This is a genomic window from Streptomyces sp. NBC_00223, assembly GCF_036199905.1.
Classification (GTDB): Bacteria; Actinomycetota; Actinomycetes; order Streptomycetales; family Streptomycetaceae; genus Actinacidiphila.
In genome coordinates, this window is record NZ_CP108109.1 from 6704547 (window position 1) to 6721148 (window position 16602).

The 16602-nt window shown below is 73.4% G+C and carries 11 protein-coding genes, 1 pseudogene and 1 riboswitch; of the genes and pseudogenes, 6 read left to right on the plus strand and 6 right to left on the minus strand.

The features are described from left to right. Positions 1–25: 25 nt before the first annotated feature. From cobN to OHA30_RS28615, 5 genes and pseudogenes are all read right to left on the minus strand, one after another. Complete coding sequence (cobN, locus tag OHA30_RS28595) at positions 26–3697, minus strand: cobaltochelatase subunit CobN (protein ID WP_328916755.1); 3672 nt, start codon at positions 3695–3697, stop codon at positions 26–28. After that, a complete protein-coding gene (locus OHA30_RS28600) occupies positions 3694–5199 on the minus strand; it encodes a cobyric acid synthase (protein WP_328916756.1) in 1506 nt (501 codons plus the stop codon). The genes cobN and OHA30_RS28600 overlap by 4 nt, the downstream gene beginning before the upstream one ends. 446 nt (positions 5200–5645) lie before the next feature. Next, a pseudogene (locus OHA30_RS28605) lies at positions 5646–6632 on the minus strand (cobalamin biosynthesis protein); the annotation flags it as partial. A gap of 167 nt (positions 6633–6799) precedes the next feature. Then, positions 6800–6996: riboswitch (cobalamin riboswitch) on the minus strand. Between the two features lie 106 nt (positions 6997–7102). Further along, the gene (locus OHA30_RS28610; RefSeq protein ID WP_328916757.1) at positions 7103–7312 is read right to left on the minus strand and encodes a hypothetical protein; all 210 of its coding nucleotides are present in this window, start codon (positions 7310–7312) and stop codon (positions 7103–7105) included. 28 nt (positions 7313–7340) lie between these two features. Beyond that, positions 7341–8597 carry an inorganic phosphate transporter gene (locus tag OHA30_RS28615; RefSeq protein WP_328916758.1) on the minus strand — a complete coding sequence of 419 codons (1257 nt, stop codon included), beginning with the start codon at positions 8595–8597 and terminating at the stop codon, positions 7341–7343. A 160-nt stretch (positions 8598–8757) separates the two neighbouring features. On the opposite strand from OHA30_RS28615, the gene OHA30_RS28620 reads away from it, so the two are divergent. From OHA30_RS28620 to OHA30_RS28645, 6 genes are all read left to right on the plus strand, one after another. Next, positions 8758–9420 carry a class II aldolase/adducin family protein gene (locus tag OHA30_RS28620; RefSeq protein WP_328916759.1) on the plus strand — a complete coding sequence of 221 codons (663 nt, stop codon included), beginning with the start codon at positions 8758–8760 and terminating at the stop codon, positions 9418–9420. A 91-nt stretch (positions 9421–9511) separates the two neighbouring features. Beyond that, positions 9512–10627 (plus strand): alpha/beta hydrolase, encoded by a 1116-nt coding sequence (locus OHA30_RS28625; protein WP_328916760.1) that lies wholly within the window; start codon positions 9512–9514, stop codon positions 10625–10627. Positions 10628–10797: 170 nt separating this feature from the next. Further along, entirely contained in the window at positions 10798–12168 is a 1371-nt protein-coding gene (locus OHA30_RS28630) for a hypothetical protein (protein ID WP_328916761.1), read from the plus strand. A 279-nt stretch (positions 12169–12447) separates the two neighbouring features. Further along, positions 12448–14046 carry an ABC-F family ATP-binding cassette domain-containing protein gene (locus OHA30_RS28635; RefSeq protein ID WP_328916762.1) on the plus strand — a complete coding sequence of 533 codons (1599 nt, stop codon included), beginning with the start codon at positions 12448–12450 and terminating at the stop codon, positions 14044–14046. A 435-nt stretch (positions 14047–14481) separates the two neighbouring features. Then, positions 14482–14703: a helix-turn-helix domain-containing protein gene (locus OHA30_RS28640; protein WP_188281871.1), complete on the plus strand. Its 222-nt coding sequence runs from the start codon at positions 14482–14484 to the stop codon at positions 14701–14703. A 116-nt stretch (positions 14704–14819) separates the two neighbouring features. Next, positions 14820–15611, plus strand: coding sequence for an enoyl-CoA hydratase/isomerase family protein (locus OHA30_RS28645; protein ID WP_328916763.1), 792 nt, complete (start codon positions 14820–14822; stop codon positions 15609–15611). Between the two features lie 119 nt (positions 15612–15730). Here OHA30_RS28645 and OHA30_RS28650 read toward each other — a convergent pair whose 3' ends face one another. Then, complete coding sequence (locus tag OHA30_RS28650) at positions 15731–16531, minus strand: hypothetical protein (RefSeq protein ID WP_328918035.1); 801 nt, start codon at positions 16529–16531, stop codon at positions 15731–15733. Between the last annotated feature and the right edge of the window lie 71 nt (positions 16532–16602).

Below are 16602 nucleotides of genomic sequence, written 5' to 3' on the forward strand. Positions count from 1 at the left end.
CTGCACGTGGGGCTCACCGGGGAGGTCATCCCTCGCCCTCCAGATCGCCTTCGAGGGCGAGATACGTCTCGCGCAGTCGCGTCAGCGTGTCCGCGTCCGGTTCCGCCCACAGGCCGCGGTCGGCCGCCTCCAGGAGGCGTTCGGTGATTCCGCGCAGCGCCCACGGGTTGGACTTGCGCATGAACTCCGCGTTCTCCGGCGCGAACACGTACTCCGAGGCCAGCTTCTCGTACATCCAGTCGTCCACCACGCCCGCCGTCGCGTCGTAGCCGAAGAGGTAGTCGACGGTCGCGGCCATCTCGAACGCGCCCTTGTAGCCGTGCCGCCGCATCGCCGCCATCCAGCGCGGGTTGACCACCCGCGCGCGGAAGACCCGGTGCGTCTCCTCGCCGAGCGTGCGCGTTTTGACCTGGTCCATGGCCGCGCTGTCGCCGATGTACGCCTCGGGCGCGGCGCCGGTGAGGTGACGGACCATGGCCACCATCCCGCCGTGGTACTGGAAGTAGTCGTCCGCGTCGGCGATGTCGTGCTCGCGCGTGTCGACGTTCTTCGCCGCGATCTGGATGCGCCGGAAGGCCGCCTCCATGTCGCCCCGGGCGGCCCGGCCGTCGAGCCCGCGCCCGTACGCGTACCCGCCCCACACCGCGTAGACCTCGGCGAGGTCCGCGTTGTCCCGCCAGTTGCGCGCGTCGATCAGCGGCAGCAGCCCGGCCCCGTACGCGCCCGGCTTGGAGCCGAAGATCCGGGCCGTGGCCCGCCGCCGGTCGCCATGCTCGGCGGTGTCCTCGTCGGCGTGCGCCCGTACGTAGTTGGCCTCGGCCGGCTCGTCCAGCTCGGCGACCGCCCGTACCGCGTCGTCCAGGAGGGCCACCACGTGCGGGAAGGCGTCACGGAAGAAGCCGGAGATCCGTACGGTGACATCGATCCGGGGACGGCCCAGCTCCCCGGCCGGCACCACCTCGAAGCCCGTCACCCGCCGCGACGCGTCGTCCCACACCGGCCGGCAGCCCAGCAGCGCCAGGATCTCGGCGATGTCGTCGCCCTGCGTCCGCATGCAGGACGTGCCCCACACGGTGAGGCCGACCGACTTGGGGTAGGCGCCGGTGTCCGCGAGGTGGCGGGCCAGCAGTGAGTCCGCGAGCGCCGTGCCGACGTCCCAGGACAGCCTGGACGGGATGGCCTTGGGGTCGACAGAGTAGAAGTTGCGGCCGGTCGGCAGGACGTTGACCAGGCCGCGGGTGGGCGAGCCGGAGGGACCCGCGGGGACATAACCGCCGCGCAGCGCCCGGACGATGTGGTCGATCTCGTCGGTGGTACGGGCCAGCCGCGGTACGACCTCGGTCGCGGCGAACTCCAGCACCCGTACGGCGTCCGGCACTTCGCGCCCGCCGAGCGCGTCCCGCACGACCCCGGCCGCAGAACCGGGGGCCCAGCCGCCCGCCTCCATGGCCTCGGCGAGCCGCCGGGCCAGCGTCTCCAGCAGGTCGACCGCGTCGGAGGCCGACCGCGCGGGGCCGTCGGCGAGGGCGGTCAACTCCTCCGGTACCGCGACCCGGGCGCCCGGCTCGCTCAGCAACTCCTTCTCCACCAGCCCGAAGGACGCCGCCAACGCGGCTCGCAGCCCCGGCAGGGCGTTGCCGACCCCGCCCCAGATCTGGGCCGAACGCAGCACCGCGAGCACGAGGTTGACCCGCGCCTCGCCCACCGGGCCGCCGCCCAGGATGTGCAGCCCGTCCCTGATCTGCACGTCCTTGATCTCGCACAGCCACCCGTCGACGTGCAGCACGAAGTCGTCGAAGCCGTCCTCGTCGGGCTGTTCGTCCACGTGCAGGTCATGGTGGAGCTCCGCGGCCCGCACGAGCGTCCAGATCTGGCTGCGGACCGCCGGGGCCTTGGCCGGGTCCAGATCGTTCACCAGGGCGTACTCGTCGAGGAGTTGTTCCAGCTTGGCGAGGTCGCCGTACGAGTCGGCGCGGGCCATCGGCGGCACGAGGTGGTCCACGACGGTCGCGTGGCCGCGCCGCTTGGCCTGCGTGCCCTCGCCCGGGTCGTTGACGATGAACGGGTAGACCAGGGGGAGTTCACCGAGCACCGCGTCAGGCGCGCAGCCCGCCGACAGACCGAGGCCCTTGCCGGGCAGCCACTCCATCGTGCCGTGCTTGCCGAGGTGGACGATCGCGTCGGCGCCGAAGGTGTTCTCCAGCCAGCGGTACGCGGCCATGTAGTGGTGCGACGGCGGCATGTCGGGGTCGTGGTAGATCGCGATCGGGTTCTCGCCGAAGCCGCGCGGCGGCTGGATCATGATGACGACGTTGCCGAACCGCAGCGACGCGAGCACGATGTCGTCGCCGTCGAGGTAGAGCGAGCCGGGCGGCTCACCCCAGTGCTCCAGCATGCCGGCGCGCAACTCCTCGTCCAGCGTGCCGAACCACTTCCGGTAGTCCGCCAGCGGGACGCGCGCGGGCGCGGCCGACAACTGCTCCTCCGTCAGCCACTCCACGTCGTGGCCGCCGGCCGCGATCAGCCGGTGGATCAACTCGTCGCCGTCCGAGGGGTATTCACCGGTGACATATCCGGCGTCCCGCAGGGCGTGCAGGAGTTGGACGGCGGAGGCGGGGGTGTCGAGGCCGACCGCGTTGCCGACCCGGGAGTGCTTGGTCGGGTAGGCGGTGAAGACCAGGGCGAGGCGCTTGTCGGCGTTCGGCTTGTGCTTCAGCGCCGCGTGGCGGACAGCGATGGCGGCGACCCGCGCGGCCCGCTCGGGGTCGGCGACGTACACCGGGACGTCGCCGTCCGCGCCGGTCTCCTTGAAGGAGAAGGGCACGGTGATCAGCCGGCCGTCGAACTCCGGGATCGCGACCTGCATCGCCGCGTCCATCGGGGACAGCGCGGCGTCCGACTCCTGCCAGGTCTTGCGGGAGGAGGTCAGGCACAGGCCCTGGAGGATCGGCACGTCCAGGTCGGCGAGGGCGCCGATGTCCCACGCCTCGTCGTCGCCGCCCGCGCTCGCCTCCGAGGCGACGGTGCCGCCCGAGGCGAGCACGGTCATCACGATCGCGTCGGCCCGCGCGAGCAGTTCGTACAGGCCGTCGTTCGCGCTACGGAGGGAACCGCAGTACACCGCAAGCGCGTTGGCGCCCTTGGCCTCGATCGCGTCGCACAGTGTCTCCACGAAGCCGGTGTTCCCGGAGAGTTCGTGCGCGCGGTAGAAGAGGACCGCGACGGTCGGCCGGCCGTCGACGTGCCGGTCCCCGTACGAGCCGTGCAGGCCGTACTCCGGCATCCGCCGCGGCGCCTCGAAGCCCTCGCCGCTCATCAGCACGGTGTCGGACAGGAAGCGGGCCAGCTCCGTGAGGTTCGCCGGGCCGCCCTCGACCAGGTAGCGCAGCGACTCCGCGACGATGCCCGCGGGGACCGACGACATCGCCATCAGCTCCGCGTCCGGCACGGACTCCCCGCCGAGCAGCACGGTCGGGACACCGGAGGCGGCCAGCGCCGCCAGCCCCTCCTCCCAGATCCGGCGGCCGCCCAGCAGCCGTACGACGGCCAGGTCCGCGCCGTCCAGCAGCGCGGGCAGGTCGAGCGCGGCGTCGACCCGGGACGGGTTGCCGACGCGGTACGTGACCGTGTCGGTGGCCGCCGCGCGGGCCGCGAGCAGGTCGGTGTCCGCGGTGGACAGCAGCAGAACGGTCGTCATGGCGCTCCCGGGGCAAGGAAGGGGAGTCCGGCGGGCGCGCCGTCCTCGATGAGCCGCAACAGGGCGGTGGTGTCCAGGTGTTCGTCGATCAGATCGCCGAGCAGGTCGAGCTGTTCTTCACGCAGCGCGCCGAACTCCGTGTCGGGCGCGGGGACGAAGCGGCGGCCCGCGGCGGCGGCGACCTCGCGCAGGAACGCCCGGCGGAAACCGTCGCTCTCCAGCGAGCCGTGCCAGTGGGTGCCCCAGACCGCGCCGACGCGGCAGCCGTCGAGGAACTCCTCGTCGCCGCCGCGGACTTCGGCCACGCCGTGGTGGATCTCGTAGCCGATGACGGGCTCGCCGTACGCGGTACCCGACGGGCGGGCCAGCGTCTTCGCGGCGGCGAACCTGATCCGTACGGGCAGCAGGCCGAGGCCCGCGACCGTGCCCGCGCGGGACTCGATCTCGTCGTCGATGCGTTCGGCGAGCATCTGGAAGCCGCCGCAGATGCCGAGCACGGGCCGGCCTTCCGCGGCCCGGCGGGCGACGGCGTCCGCGAGGCCCCGTTCGCGCAGCCACTCCAGCGCCCGTACGGTGCCGCGGGTGCCCGGCAGGACCACGAGATCCGCGTCGGCCAGCTCCTGCGGGCGGTCCACGAACCGTACGACGACGCCGGGTTCGGCGGCGAGCGCGTCCACGTCGGTGAAGTTCGACATCAGCGGGACGGCCGCGACGGCGACCCGCAGCAGGTCCTCGCCGTACGGCTGCGCGACCGTCGACTCGCGTACGGCGCCGCGCATCGACACGCGCAGGCCGTCCTCCTCGTCGATGCCGAGGCCGTGCGTGTACGGCAGGACGCCGAGCGTCGGGCGGCCGGTCAGCGTGCGGAGCATGTCCAGGCCGGGCTGGAGGAGCGTCGGGTCGCCGCGGAACTTGTTCACGACGTAGCCCGCGATCAGGGCCTGGTCCTCCGGGCTGAGCAGCGCCGTCGTACCGAAGAAGGACGCGAAGACGCCGCCGCGGTCGATGTCGCCGACCACGAGGGTGGGCAGGTTCGCGCGGCGGGCCACGGCCATGTTGACGATGTCCGTACGGCGCAGATTGATCTCGGCGGGGCTGCCGGCGCCCTCGCAGATCACGGCGTCGTACGTGGCACCGAGTTCTTCCAGGCACCCGACGACGGTGTCCAGCAACTCCCGCTGGCGGCCGCCGTGGTAGCCCCTGGCGCTCATCTCGCCGACGGGTTTGCCGAGGACGACGACCTGGCTGCTGCGGTCGCTGCCCGGTTTGAGCAGGACGGGGTTCATCAGCGCGGACGGCTCCACGCGGGCGGCCTGCGCCTGCATGGCCTGGGCGCGGCCGATTTCGGCGCCGTCGCGGGTCACGAAGGAGTTCAGCGACATGTTCTGGCCCTTGAAGGGGGCCGTGCGGATGCCGTTGCGGACGAGCCAGCGGCAGATGCCGGCGACGACGACGCTTTTGCCGGCGTCGGAGGTGGTGCCGGCGACAAGCACGCCTCTCACCGGCCCCTCTCCTTCTGGTTCCGGGCCACGCCGGCCCCGATCTTCTCCGCCGCAGCGGCGGCTGCGCCGAGGCGTGTACGGGTGAGGCGTTCACCCATGTCCGCCGCGGCGGCGCGGAGCCACGATGTGCCGTTCCGGCGGTGTGTGGACGGCCTTGTGGGCTGGGCGGGGCTTGGCACCGCCGGGCCGGTTGGTTCCGCGTCCCGCCGTTGCGGCGGGTTCAGGGGTGCGGTGTTGCTCCCAGGCATGGGGGGTGTATGGGTGTGGCGTTCACCCATGTACGGCGTGGTGGCGCGGAGCCAGGATGTGGACGCTCGCGCGGCCCGCGGAGGGCTTGGCACCGCCGGGCCGGTTGGTCCCGCGTCCCGCCGTCGCGGCGGGTTGGGGGGTGCGCCGTTGCTCGCGGCTGAGGGTGTTGCGTGGGTGAGGCGTTCACCTATGTCCGGCGCGGTGGCGCGGAGCCGGGATGTGGACGCTCGCGCGGCCCGCGGCGGGTTGGGGAGGGCGGCGGACGTCAGGAGGGTGGTGGTGAGGGTCAGGGCGTTGATGCGGCGGGAGAGGCGGATCGCGCGGGCGATGTCCGCCGGGCGCGGGGGCGCGAACTCCCCGCCGAGGACGGGCCGGTGCTCGACCCGGCCGCCGTACGCCAGCTCACCGCCGAGGCGGACCCGCAGCGCCCCCGCGAACGCCGCCTCGACCGGCCCCGCGTTGGGGCTCGGATGCCGCTTCCCGTCCCGCCGCCATGTGCGCCACGCGCACCCCGGCGCCGGCCCGGCCAGCACCGCGAGCGCGGCGGTCAGCCGCGCCCCGGGCCAGCCGACCACGTCGTCGAGCCGCGCCGACGCCCAGCCGAAGCGCGCGTAGCGGGCCGAGCGATGCCCGACCATCGCGTCGAGCGTGTTGACGGCCCGGAAGCCGACCAGCCCGGGCACCCCGCAGAGCCCGCCCCAGACCAGCGCCCCGACCACCGCGTCCGACGTGTTCTCGGCGACCGACTCGACCACCGCGCGGGCGATCCCGTCCGCGTCGAGCGCCTGCGGGTCCCGCCCGCACAGCCGCGGCAGCAGGGCCCGCGCGCCCTCGATGTCTCCGGCCTCCAGCGCCGCCGCGATCCCCCGCGCCTCCCGGGCCAGCGACGTACCGCCCAGTACCGACCAGGTCGCGGCCGCGGTGAGCCCGACATTGGCGAGCGACGCCGCGGAGGACCGTACGGCCGCCCGCCGCGCCAGCGCCGCCGCGCCGACCGTCCCGCCGACGCACAGCGCGGTGAAGACCGCGCCCGTACCCCGGTCGTCGCGCCACAGCCGCCGTTCCAGCGCCCCCGCCGCACGCCCGAAGGCCGCGACGGGATGGCCCCTGCGGGGGTCGCCCGCGACGAGGTCGGCGAGGAAACCGAGCGTGACGCCGTACGCGAACTCGCGATCGGCCCGCATCAGTTCAGCCCGCCACCGCACGGCGGGCAGACGCCGAGCAGGCAGGCGTCGAGCGGCCCGGCGCCCAGTGGCCGAGCGCCCAGCGGAAACACACCAAGACGTACGCACAACGGACGCGCTCGCGTGCCGGGCATGACGAAGTCCTCACTCAGGGTCCGCGCCCTGGTTCGACGTGACCGGCGGTGAGAGTCTCCTGGCTCCCGGATCTACGCACTCCCGGTCTTCCAACCGGCAAACCCGGCCGTGACGTACGGGGTTGGGAGTGCACTCCCCGGTGACAGTGGCGGGACCGCGCCGGATTCGCACCGGACTTCCTCTCCTGCCGCCGTATGGCTCCCGGCAGTCCACCACGTGCGGGATACCCCGTCAACTCACCGCTGACCTGGGACGACGGAGTGTGGTGAGGTCCACACTCCGCCGTCGGAGCCCCCGCGCCCGGAGAGCCGAAGCCCCCGTGCCCGGGGGAGCGTTCAGGAGACGATCAGCGCGATGCCGTACGCGACGGCGGCCGTACACGCGGCGAAACATAGGTACCCGCCGGTCCGGCTGAGCGCGGCCGCGCCACCGGGCCCGCGCCGGGACGTGCCGACGATGCCGAGCGTGAAGACGCCGACCAGTCCGATCGTGGACAGAAGGGTGACGGTGAAGACCGTGCCGAGGGCATGCCAGTCGATGTTCATGGGGTGTCCTTGGGGTCCGTGGCGGCGGTCAGGCCGCGGAGGAGGCCGGAGGCGGCGGGGTGACGGCGGCGATGGCCGCGGTGACCGCGCCCTGCGGCTCGGCGGGACGGTCGAGCCGGGCCTCCAGCTGGGCTTCGATGTCCGCGGCCGATACGACGGCGGCACCTGCGGCACCGGTTTCAGGGTCGTCGTTGACATTGGCGTGGGTGACCGGCCTGCGCCGCGACGCGGCGCGGATCGCCGCGCACACCGCGAGTCCGAGGACCGCGACCGTGGCGATGCCCCACGTGCCCTGGTCGGCCAGCAGGGCCGCGCCCGCCGCGACCAGACCGGCGGCCGGCAGTGTCAGCGCCCAGGCGGCGACCATCCGCCCGGCCGTGCTCCAGCGCACCACCGCGCCCTTGCGGCCCAGCCCCGCGCCCATCACGGAACCGGAGCAGACCTGCGTGGTGGACAGCGCGAAGCCGAGGTGGGAGGAGGCCAGGATGGTCGCCGCGGCGCTGGTCTGCGCGGCGAAGCCCTGCTGGGGTTCGATGTCGGTGATGCCGCGGCCGATCGTACGGATGATCCGCCAGCCGCCGAGGTAGGTGCCCAGCGCTATGGCGCTGCCCGCCGAGACGATGACCCACAGCGGCGGGTCGGCGTGCGGGGCGACGACGCCGCCGGTGATGAGCGCGAGGGTGATGACGCCCATGGTCTTCTGCGCGTCGTTGGTGCCGTGCGCGAGGGAGACCAGGGCGGCCGAGGCGATCTGCCCGGCCCGGTAGCCGTGGGAGGTGGCCTTCGGATCGGCGTTGCGGCCGATCCGGTAGGTGAGTCGGGTGGCGAGGGTCGAGGCGAGGCCGGCCACGAGCGGCGCGGCCAGCGCGGGTATCAGGACCTTGGTGACGACCGCGTCGCCGTTGACCCCGTGGGTGCCGACGGAGACGAGGGTGGCGCCGATCAGACCGCCGAAGAGGGCGTGCGAGGAACTGGACGGCAGTCCGGCCAGCCACGTCAGCAGATTCCAGATGATCGCGCCCACCAGCCCGGCGAAGATCACCTCCGGCTTGATCCCGGCGGACTCGTCGACGATGCCGCCGGAGATCGTCTTGGCGACCTCCACGGACAGGAAGGCGCCGACGAGGTTGAGCGCGGCGGACATCGCCACCGCGGTCTTGGGTTTGAGTGCGCCGGTCGAGATGGTGGTTGCCATTGCGTTGGCGGTGTCGTGGAAACCGTTCGTGAAGTCGAACACGAGAGCGGTGGCGATCACGATTCCGATCAGGAGCGTGATGTGTTCCATAGACCCAGGCAATCGTTCGATCGGACAGTGGCCAGGCGACCGTACGGATCATTGGTGAACGGAAGATGAACTGGCGGCGGACTCACGGTGCCGACGTGAATCACCGGTGAACGGGCCCGCAAAAGTTACAGGGTGTAACCAAGGAGAAAGGGGCTCACAAGTGTGTGACGCCATAAAGAGTGCCTGGTCAGAAGTGGTGGACACGGCCCGCCGTACGGTCGCCGACGGCCTCGTCGTGGGCACGTCAGGCAACGTCTCGGCCCGGGTCGGCGACCTCGTCCTCGTCACCCCGACCGGCGTCCCGTACGACCGGCTCGGCCCGGAAGACGTCGTCGCCGTCGAACTCGGCACCGGACGCCAGGTGCGCGGCGACCTCGGACCCACCAGCGAACTCCCCACCCACCTGGCCCTCTACCGCGCCGCCCCGGCCGCCCGCGCCGTCGTCCACACCCACGCCCCGCACGCCACCGCCGTCTCCACCCTCGTCGGCAAGCTCCCCAACATCCACTACGCGGCCGCCGCCCTCGGCGGCCAGATCCTCGTCGCCGACTACGCCCTTTACGGCACCGACGAGCTGGCCCGCGCCGTGCTGCGCGCCCTGCGCGACGGCCGCACCGGCTGTCTGATGCGCAACCACGGCGCCCTGACCTACGGCGACACCCTCGACCAGGCCTACGAGCGCACCGCGCAGCTGGAGTGGCTGTGCCGGGTGTGGCTGCTCGCCCGGTCCGCCACGGACGCCGGCTCGCCGCGCACCCTGTCCGGCCGCGAGATGAACCGGGCCGCGGACAAGTACCGGGGCTACGGGCAGCCGGGCCGGTAGCCCGCGGCCCGCCGGGAACGACACCCCGGCGTCACCCGCTCGCCCGCCTCCCCTCGCCGCGCCCCCGCCCGGCGCCCACACTGGAAGGACGATGCGCCTTCGAAACGCGGCGGCCCTCGCGGCCGCCTCCGTGGTGGGTGCCGGTACGGCCGCGCTGGCGGCCGGCCGGTACGGGTCCGGCTTCGCCCTCAGGCCGTCCCTCGCGGGCCCCGCCCCCGAGGGCCTGATCACCGCGCGGGACATCACCCGCGACCGCGTCACCCTCACCCGCACCGACGCCTCCGCCCGCCCGGGCGTGTGGGGCCTGACCGGCATCGGCGTGCACGCCACCGTCGGCCGGGTGACCGGGCGTACCGAGCGGACGGTCACCCGCGAACTGCTCCGCGTCGGCAAGGGCACGCTCACCGAGGGCGGCTTCGTCCGGATCACCCCGCAGGCGTACGCCGGCGACCCCGGCAGCGCGTTCGGCCTGGACTTCACCGAACGCGAGGTGCCCGGCGAACTCGGGCCGCTGCCCGCCTGGTACCTGCCCGGCCTCCGCCCCACCTGGGTGATCTGCGTGCACGGCCTGGGCGCGGGGCGCGAGCGGGCGCTCAATCTGCTGCCCGCCCTGAACCGCTTCCGCTTCCCCCAGCTCGTCGTCTCCTACCGCAACGACCCCGGCGCCCCCGCGTCCCCCGACGGCATCGGCCACCTCGGCGACACCGAGTGGCACGACCTGGACGCCGCCATGCGCCACGCGGTCGACTCCGGCGCCCACCGGATCATCCTGTACGGCTGGTCGACCGGCGCCACGATGGCCCTGCACGCCTTCCGGCACTCCCCGGTACGGGACAAGGTGGCCGGCCTGGTGCTGGACTCCCCGGTGCTCGACTGGCGCTTCACCGTCGGCGCCGCCGCCAAGTCCCGCGGGCTGCCGGGGGCGTTGGTGCCGCTGGCGGTCCGCGCCGCCGAGGGCCGTACCGGACCGGTCGCGGCCCACCGCGGCGAGCCGGCCGCGACCGGCGAGCTCACCGTGCCCACCCTGGTCGTGCACGGCCCCGACGACACCCTCGCCCCCTGGGACGACTCGCGCGCCCTGGTCGATCGCCAGCCGGGCGCGGTGTCCCTGCACACCGTCCCCGGCGCGCCGCACGCGGCGATGTGGAACGTGAACCCGGCGACGTACGAGGAAACGTTGCGCCGCTTTCTGACCCCGCTCATGTGAGCACCCTGGCAAGAGGCGGTACGGAAACGTTGACAAGCCGGTTGACCTGCGGTTTCCCCTGTCGTGACGACAAGCGCCGACCGGTGTCGTACGACCCGCGGTACGCCTCGTGCGGCGGTCGCGCGGACGCCCGTTTGGGAATATGGGCGCTCAGCGGAGAGACTGATCAGGTGACGTCCCGTATCCCGCGAGACACTCCGCTCCGCCTCGTCCCCCGCCGGCCGCTCACCGCCGCCCGCAGGACCGCCACGACGCGGAGGTCCAGACCTCCGCGCCCCCCTGAGGGCACGCCGTCCGTGCCCGAACTCGCCCGGCTCGCCCGGACCGAACTCGCAGCCGCCGTACGGCTCGCCCGCTGGGCCGGCACCGGCCCCGGTATGGCGGGACCGACCGGCATACTGCCCGACACGACCGTCCAGGAGGCCGCGGAAGCACTGGATCTGACGCCGGGTCAGATCCGTACGGCCTGGGACCGGGCCCGGCTCGCCGGGCTGATCGAGCTGCACGGCGGGGCCGCCCGCCCCGGCTGGCGGCTGCGCGCCTGGGACAGCGACGACACCGCCGTCCTGCGCGGCTGGGTCGCCCTCTTCGACGCCTGGTCGCTCGCCCACCCCTTCCTGCCGGGCGGCACGACCGGCCCCGATCCGGCGCTCGTCGCCGAAGTCATCGAGGCCGCGCCGCAGTTGCTCTCCTTCCTGCACCTCTCGCAGGACCCGGTGCCGATCGACACCCTGCTCGACCTGCTCCGCCAGCGGGTCGCCGAACTGCGCACCGAGCGCCACGAACCGCCCGCCGACGGCGCCGACGACCCGCTGCCCGCCCTGCTCGACTGGACCCTGGACGCCGCCGCCCTCGTCGGCGCCCTGCGTCCGCGCGACCCCCAGCGGCCCGACGAGGTGGCGCTCACCGCGCTCGGCAGCTGGGCGGTCTGGGTCAAGCTGGAGCAGATCTGCGTCGCGGCCCAGGGCCCGGCCGGGCACATGGAACAGTCCGCCGAGACCATGCTGCGCGCCTGCGCCGGGCTCTCCCCGGGCCCCGCCCGCGCCGAGTACCGGGCCTGGCTGGCCGCCCGCCCGGTCGCCCCGGCCGTCGCCGAACTCCTGGAGACCGCGCGCGGCGACGACGCCCTGCTGCGCGGACTGGCCTTCGAGGCGCTGCGCGTGGTCGGCAACCCGGCCGAGTCCGCGGTCAGGGCCGCCGTCACCGAGTCGACGCTGCGCCCGTACGCCGTGCTGTGGCTGGCCGAACTCGGCGGCGAGGACCCGGACACCGCCACCGGGCTGCTCACCCGCGAGGAGGCCACCTGGCTGTGGATCGACACGGCCGCGGCCGTCGCCGACCACGGCGAGGACCATCTGCTGGTCAGTCATCTGGAGACCGCCGTACAGGGTTCGGTCCCGGGGCTGCTCGAAGAGGTCCGTACGGTCGGCCACCCGCGCACCGTGCAGGTGCTGGTCGCGCTCGCCGCCGCGCACCCCGACCCCGCGCTGGCCAAGGCGATGCGCAGGGCGGCGTTCCAGGTCCACACCGGGGAGGCGTGACGCGGGTAGCCGGCCACCGGCCCCCGCCGCACCGGCCGTACGGCATGTGACCCTGTGCGGGCCTCCGCCGTACGGGCGCGCACGCGTGAAGATACGGGACGAGGCCGGGCCGGGCGCTTCGGCGCCCGTGCGCGGCAAACCGGTTGCGTGCCGCCAGTAGACTGGTCCGCATGGCAGTTTTCCTCCTCGATTAGCCGCGGCGTACGACCTCGACGCCCACCCGACCGTCGTCCGGACCGCGGGCCCCTCCGCCGTCCGTATCGCCCTGGAGCTTTTCCCGTGATCACTGCCACCGGCATCGAGCTGCGCGCCGGCGCCCGCGTCCTCATCGAGTCCGCCTCCTTCCGTGTCGCCAAGGGCGACCGCATCGGCCTGGTCGGCCGCAACGGAGCGGGCAAGACCACCCTCACCAAGGTGCTGGCCGGCGAGGGCCAGCCCGCCGCCGGGAGCGTCACCCGCTCCGGCGAGGTCGGCTACCTGCCGCAGGACCCGCGCACCGGAGACCTCGACACCCTCGCCAGCGACCGCATCCTGTCCGCCCGCGACCTCGACACCGTGCTGCGCAAAATGCGCGAGAACGAGGAGCGGATGGCCAATGGAAAAGGCGCCACCCGCGAGAACGCGATGAAGAAATACTCGCGGCTGGAAACGGAATTCCTCACCAAGGGCGGATACGCCGCCGAGGCCGAGGCCGCCACCATCGCCGCCGCGCTCGGCCTGCCCGACCGGGTGCTCGGCCAGCAGCTGCACACCCTGTCCGGCGGCCAGCGCCGCCGGGTCGAGCTGGCCCGCATCCTCTTCTCCGACGCGGACACCCTGCTGCTCGACGAGCCGACCAACCACCTGGACGCCGACTCCATCTCCTGGCTGCGCGACTACCTCAGGACGTACCGCGGCGGCTTCATCGTCATCTCCCACGATGTGACCCTCATCGAGACGGTCGTCAACAAGGTCTTCTACCTCGACGCGAACCGCGCCCAGATCGACGTCTACAACATGGGCTGGAAGCTCTACCAGCAGCAGCGCGAGGCCGACGAGAAGCGCCGCAAGCGCGAGCGGCAGAACGCGGAGAAGAAGGCCGCGGCCCTCAACTCGCAGGCCGACAAGATGCGCGCCAAGGCCACCAAGACCGTCGCCGCGCAGAACATGGCCCGGCGCGCCGAGAAGCTGCTGTCCGGCCTTGAGGCGGTCCGGGTCTCCGACAAGGTCGCCAAGCTGCGCTTCCCCGACCCCGCGCCCTGCGGCAAGACTCCGCTGATGGCGAGCGGCCTGTCCAAGTCGTACGGCTCACTGGAGATCTTCACCGACGTGGACCTGGCCATCGACCGTGGCTCCCGGGTGGTCATCCTCGGTCTCAACGGCGCCGGCAAGACCACGCTGCTGCGGCTGCTGGCCGGGGTGGAGAAGGCCGACACCGGCGAGGTGACCCCGGGCCACGGTCTCAAGCTCGGCTACTACGCGCAGGAGCACGAGACGCTCGACCCGGAGCGCACCGTCCTGGAGAACATGCGCTCGGCCGCGCCGGACACCGATCTGGTCGAGATCCGCAAGATCCTCGGCTCGTTCCTCTTCTCCGGCGACGACGTCGACAAGCCGGCCGGGGTGCTCTCCGGCGGTGAGAAGACCCGCCTCGCGCTCGCCTCGCTGGTCGTCTCCAGCGCCAATGTGCTGCTGCTCGACGAGCCGACCAACAACCTCGACCCGGCCAGCCGCGAGGAGATCCTCGGCGCGCTGCACACCTTCACCGGCGCGGTGGTGCTGGTCACCCACGACGAGGGCGCCGTCGAGGCGCTCCAGCCCGAGCGGATCATCCTGCTGCCGGACGGCGTGGAGGACCTGTGGGGCCAGGACTACGCGGACCTGGTGTCGCTCGCCTGAGGCGCGACCTCCACTGAGCCGTGCGGCCCGTCGCCGAGTCCGGCCGCACGACTCGTCGGCGGGCTCCGGAAGGGCGCCGCGGGCCGGGTGATCATCCGGAATCGATCATTCGGCCCATCGTTGATCCTTCATCTGCGTGAGTCCGGCTCGTACCGGCGGTAGCCACCCGCCCCGGCGGCCCGGCCGGCCGTTGATCAGTGGTGTGACGTCGGCAAACTCCTTACCAACCAGGGTTGACCTGCCGGTATTCCCCGGCGCCCGGGGCGCGCACGGAAAAGGGCGGCCGGGAATGCGCCCCCGGGCCCGTTCGGCGGGCGCTATCAGGGCATTCACTTTGCGAATGTCCGGTGATGGACCTTGTCGAATGGGTGGCCAGGAAGGCACTTAGGGGTGATCATGAGAGTCCATAAGCGCACTTCCCTGGAGGAGGCACGGGTGGCCGAGACTCTGAAGAAGGGCAGCCGGGTGACCGGCGCCGCGCGCGAGAAGCTCGCGGCAGACCTGAAGAAGAAGTACGACTCCGGTGCGAGCATCCGAGCGCTGGCCGAGGAAACCGGCCGGTCCTATGGATTCGTGCACCGGATGCTCAGCGAGTCCGGTGTGACCCTGCGCGGTCGCGGAGGCGCAACCCGGGGCAAGAAGGCCGCCACGGCCTGATCCCCGAGCGCCGAGCAGGCTCAGTGGCCGGGCACCTCCGGCACCCGGAGGTCCGGCGTTCCGACCGGATGGTTACTCTTCGGTAATCATGTCCGCGGTCCGCTCGGAGGTGCCCGATGCCCGAAGACAACATCCTGCTCGCACGCGACGGAGTCCGGCTCACCCTGGACGACACCGTCGCGTATGTCACCCTGAGCAATCCGGCCAAGCGCAACGCCCAGTCGCCCGCCCTCTGGCGGGCCCTGGCCGAGGCGGGACGGCTGCTGCCGGGGCAGGTACGGGTCGTGGTGCTGCGCGGCGAGGGCGTGTCCTTCTCCGCGGGGCTCGACCGGCAGGCGTTCACGCCCGAGGGCTTCGACGGTGAGCCGTCGTTCCTCGACCTCGCGCGCGGATCCGAACCGGAGCTGGACGCGACCGTCGCCGAGTACCAGGAGGCGTTCACCTGGTGGCGGCGCACCGACCTGCTCACGGTCGCCGCCGTCCAGGGCCATGCGATCGGCGCCGGATTCCAGCTGGCCCTCGCCTGTGATCTGCGGGTCTGCGCCGACGACGTCCAGTTCGCCATGCGCGAGACCAGCCTCGGTCTGGTGCCCGACCTCACCGGGACCAAGCCGCTGACCGCGCTGGTCGGGTACGCCCGCGCGCTGGAGATCTGCGTCACCGGCCGCTTCGTACGGGCCGAGGAGGCGCAGGCCACCGGGCTGGCGAATCTCGTCGTACCGGCCGCCGAACTCGACGCGGCCGTCAAGGACCTGGTCGAAGCCCTGCTCGCGCCCCCGCGCGGCGCCGTCAACGAGACGAAGGCGCTGCTGCGCGGGGCCGCCGACCACAGCGAGCAGCAGCAGTGGGCGGCCGAGCGTGCCGCCCAGGGCCGCCGGCTGCGCGACCTGGCGGGTCTGGGGGAGTAGCCGGCGGGACCCGCACGTCCAGTCGGGCTCAGGCCGGCCGCTCCCGATCCGCGTCGGCCCCCTGGCCGCCCGTCGAGCCCGGCAGCGTCCGCCCGACCGACCGCCCGCGGGGCTCGGGCTCAGCCCGCGTCCGTCACCACGACCGCCGTCGCCACCGGGCCCTTCGCGCCCTCGGCCGCGGCGGTCGTCACGGCGGCGGCCACCTCGCGGGCCACCGTCAGCGCCACATAGCCGGGCGCGACCGCGAGTTGCACCTGCACCCGGCGGCCCGCGGCCCCGGACCCGTCCTCGTCCGCCCCCGTGTCCTGCACGCGCACCCCGGAGCCGAGCCCGGCCAGCCGCCGGGTCAGCCCGGCCACCCCGGGCACGGCCAGCGCCGCGGCCCGGACCGCCTCGGAACCGCCGCCGACCGCCGCGAGCGTCGCCCCGCCCGAATCCCCGCCGGGCTCCTCGGCGGCGTCCTCGCCCTCGTCGTCCGTCCCGCCGCGCGGGCCGCCGTCCGGGCCACCAGCCGGGGACACGCCGTCCAGCAGCCCGACGACCTCCAGATCCACCGCCTCCACGGTGAGCCCGAGCCCGCCGCGCGCGGCGCCGCCCAGGGCCTCCCGCAGCCGGTCGGCCGCGAGCGGCAGCGGCTCGTCCACCGACGCCTCGAAGGCCGCCTCGATCCGCAGCGGCACATGCGGCAGCGCGCCCACCGGCGCGGCCGCCGACGGGCCGCCCACGCCGCCGTCATCACCCGTCTGGCCCAGCAGCAGCGACACCTTGCCCACCCGCACCCCCGGCAGCCCCGTACAGGCCGCCCGCAGCACCCGCACGGCCGCGGCCTCGGTGATCCACGCGGTGTCGCCGGGAGCGCCGAGGGGAAGGAGCCGTCCCAGGGCGACCTGCTCCCGCACGGTCCGGGTCAGTCGGTCCATGGTCACGTGGCATCGCCTTCCGCGGGCCGACCACTCGGATGGGGGGTCAGCGGTACCCACTGGGCGCATCC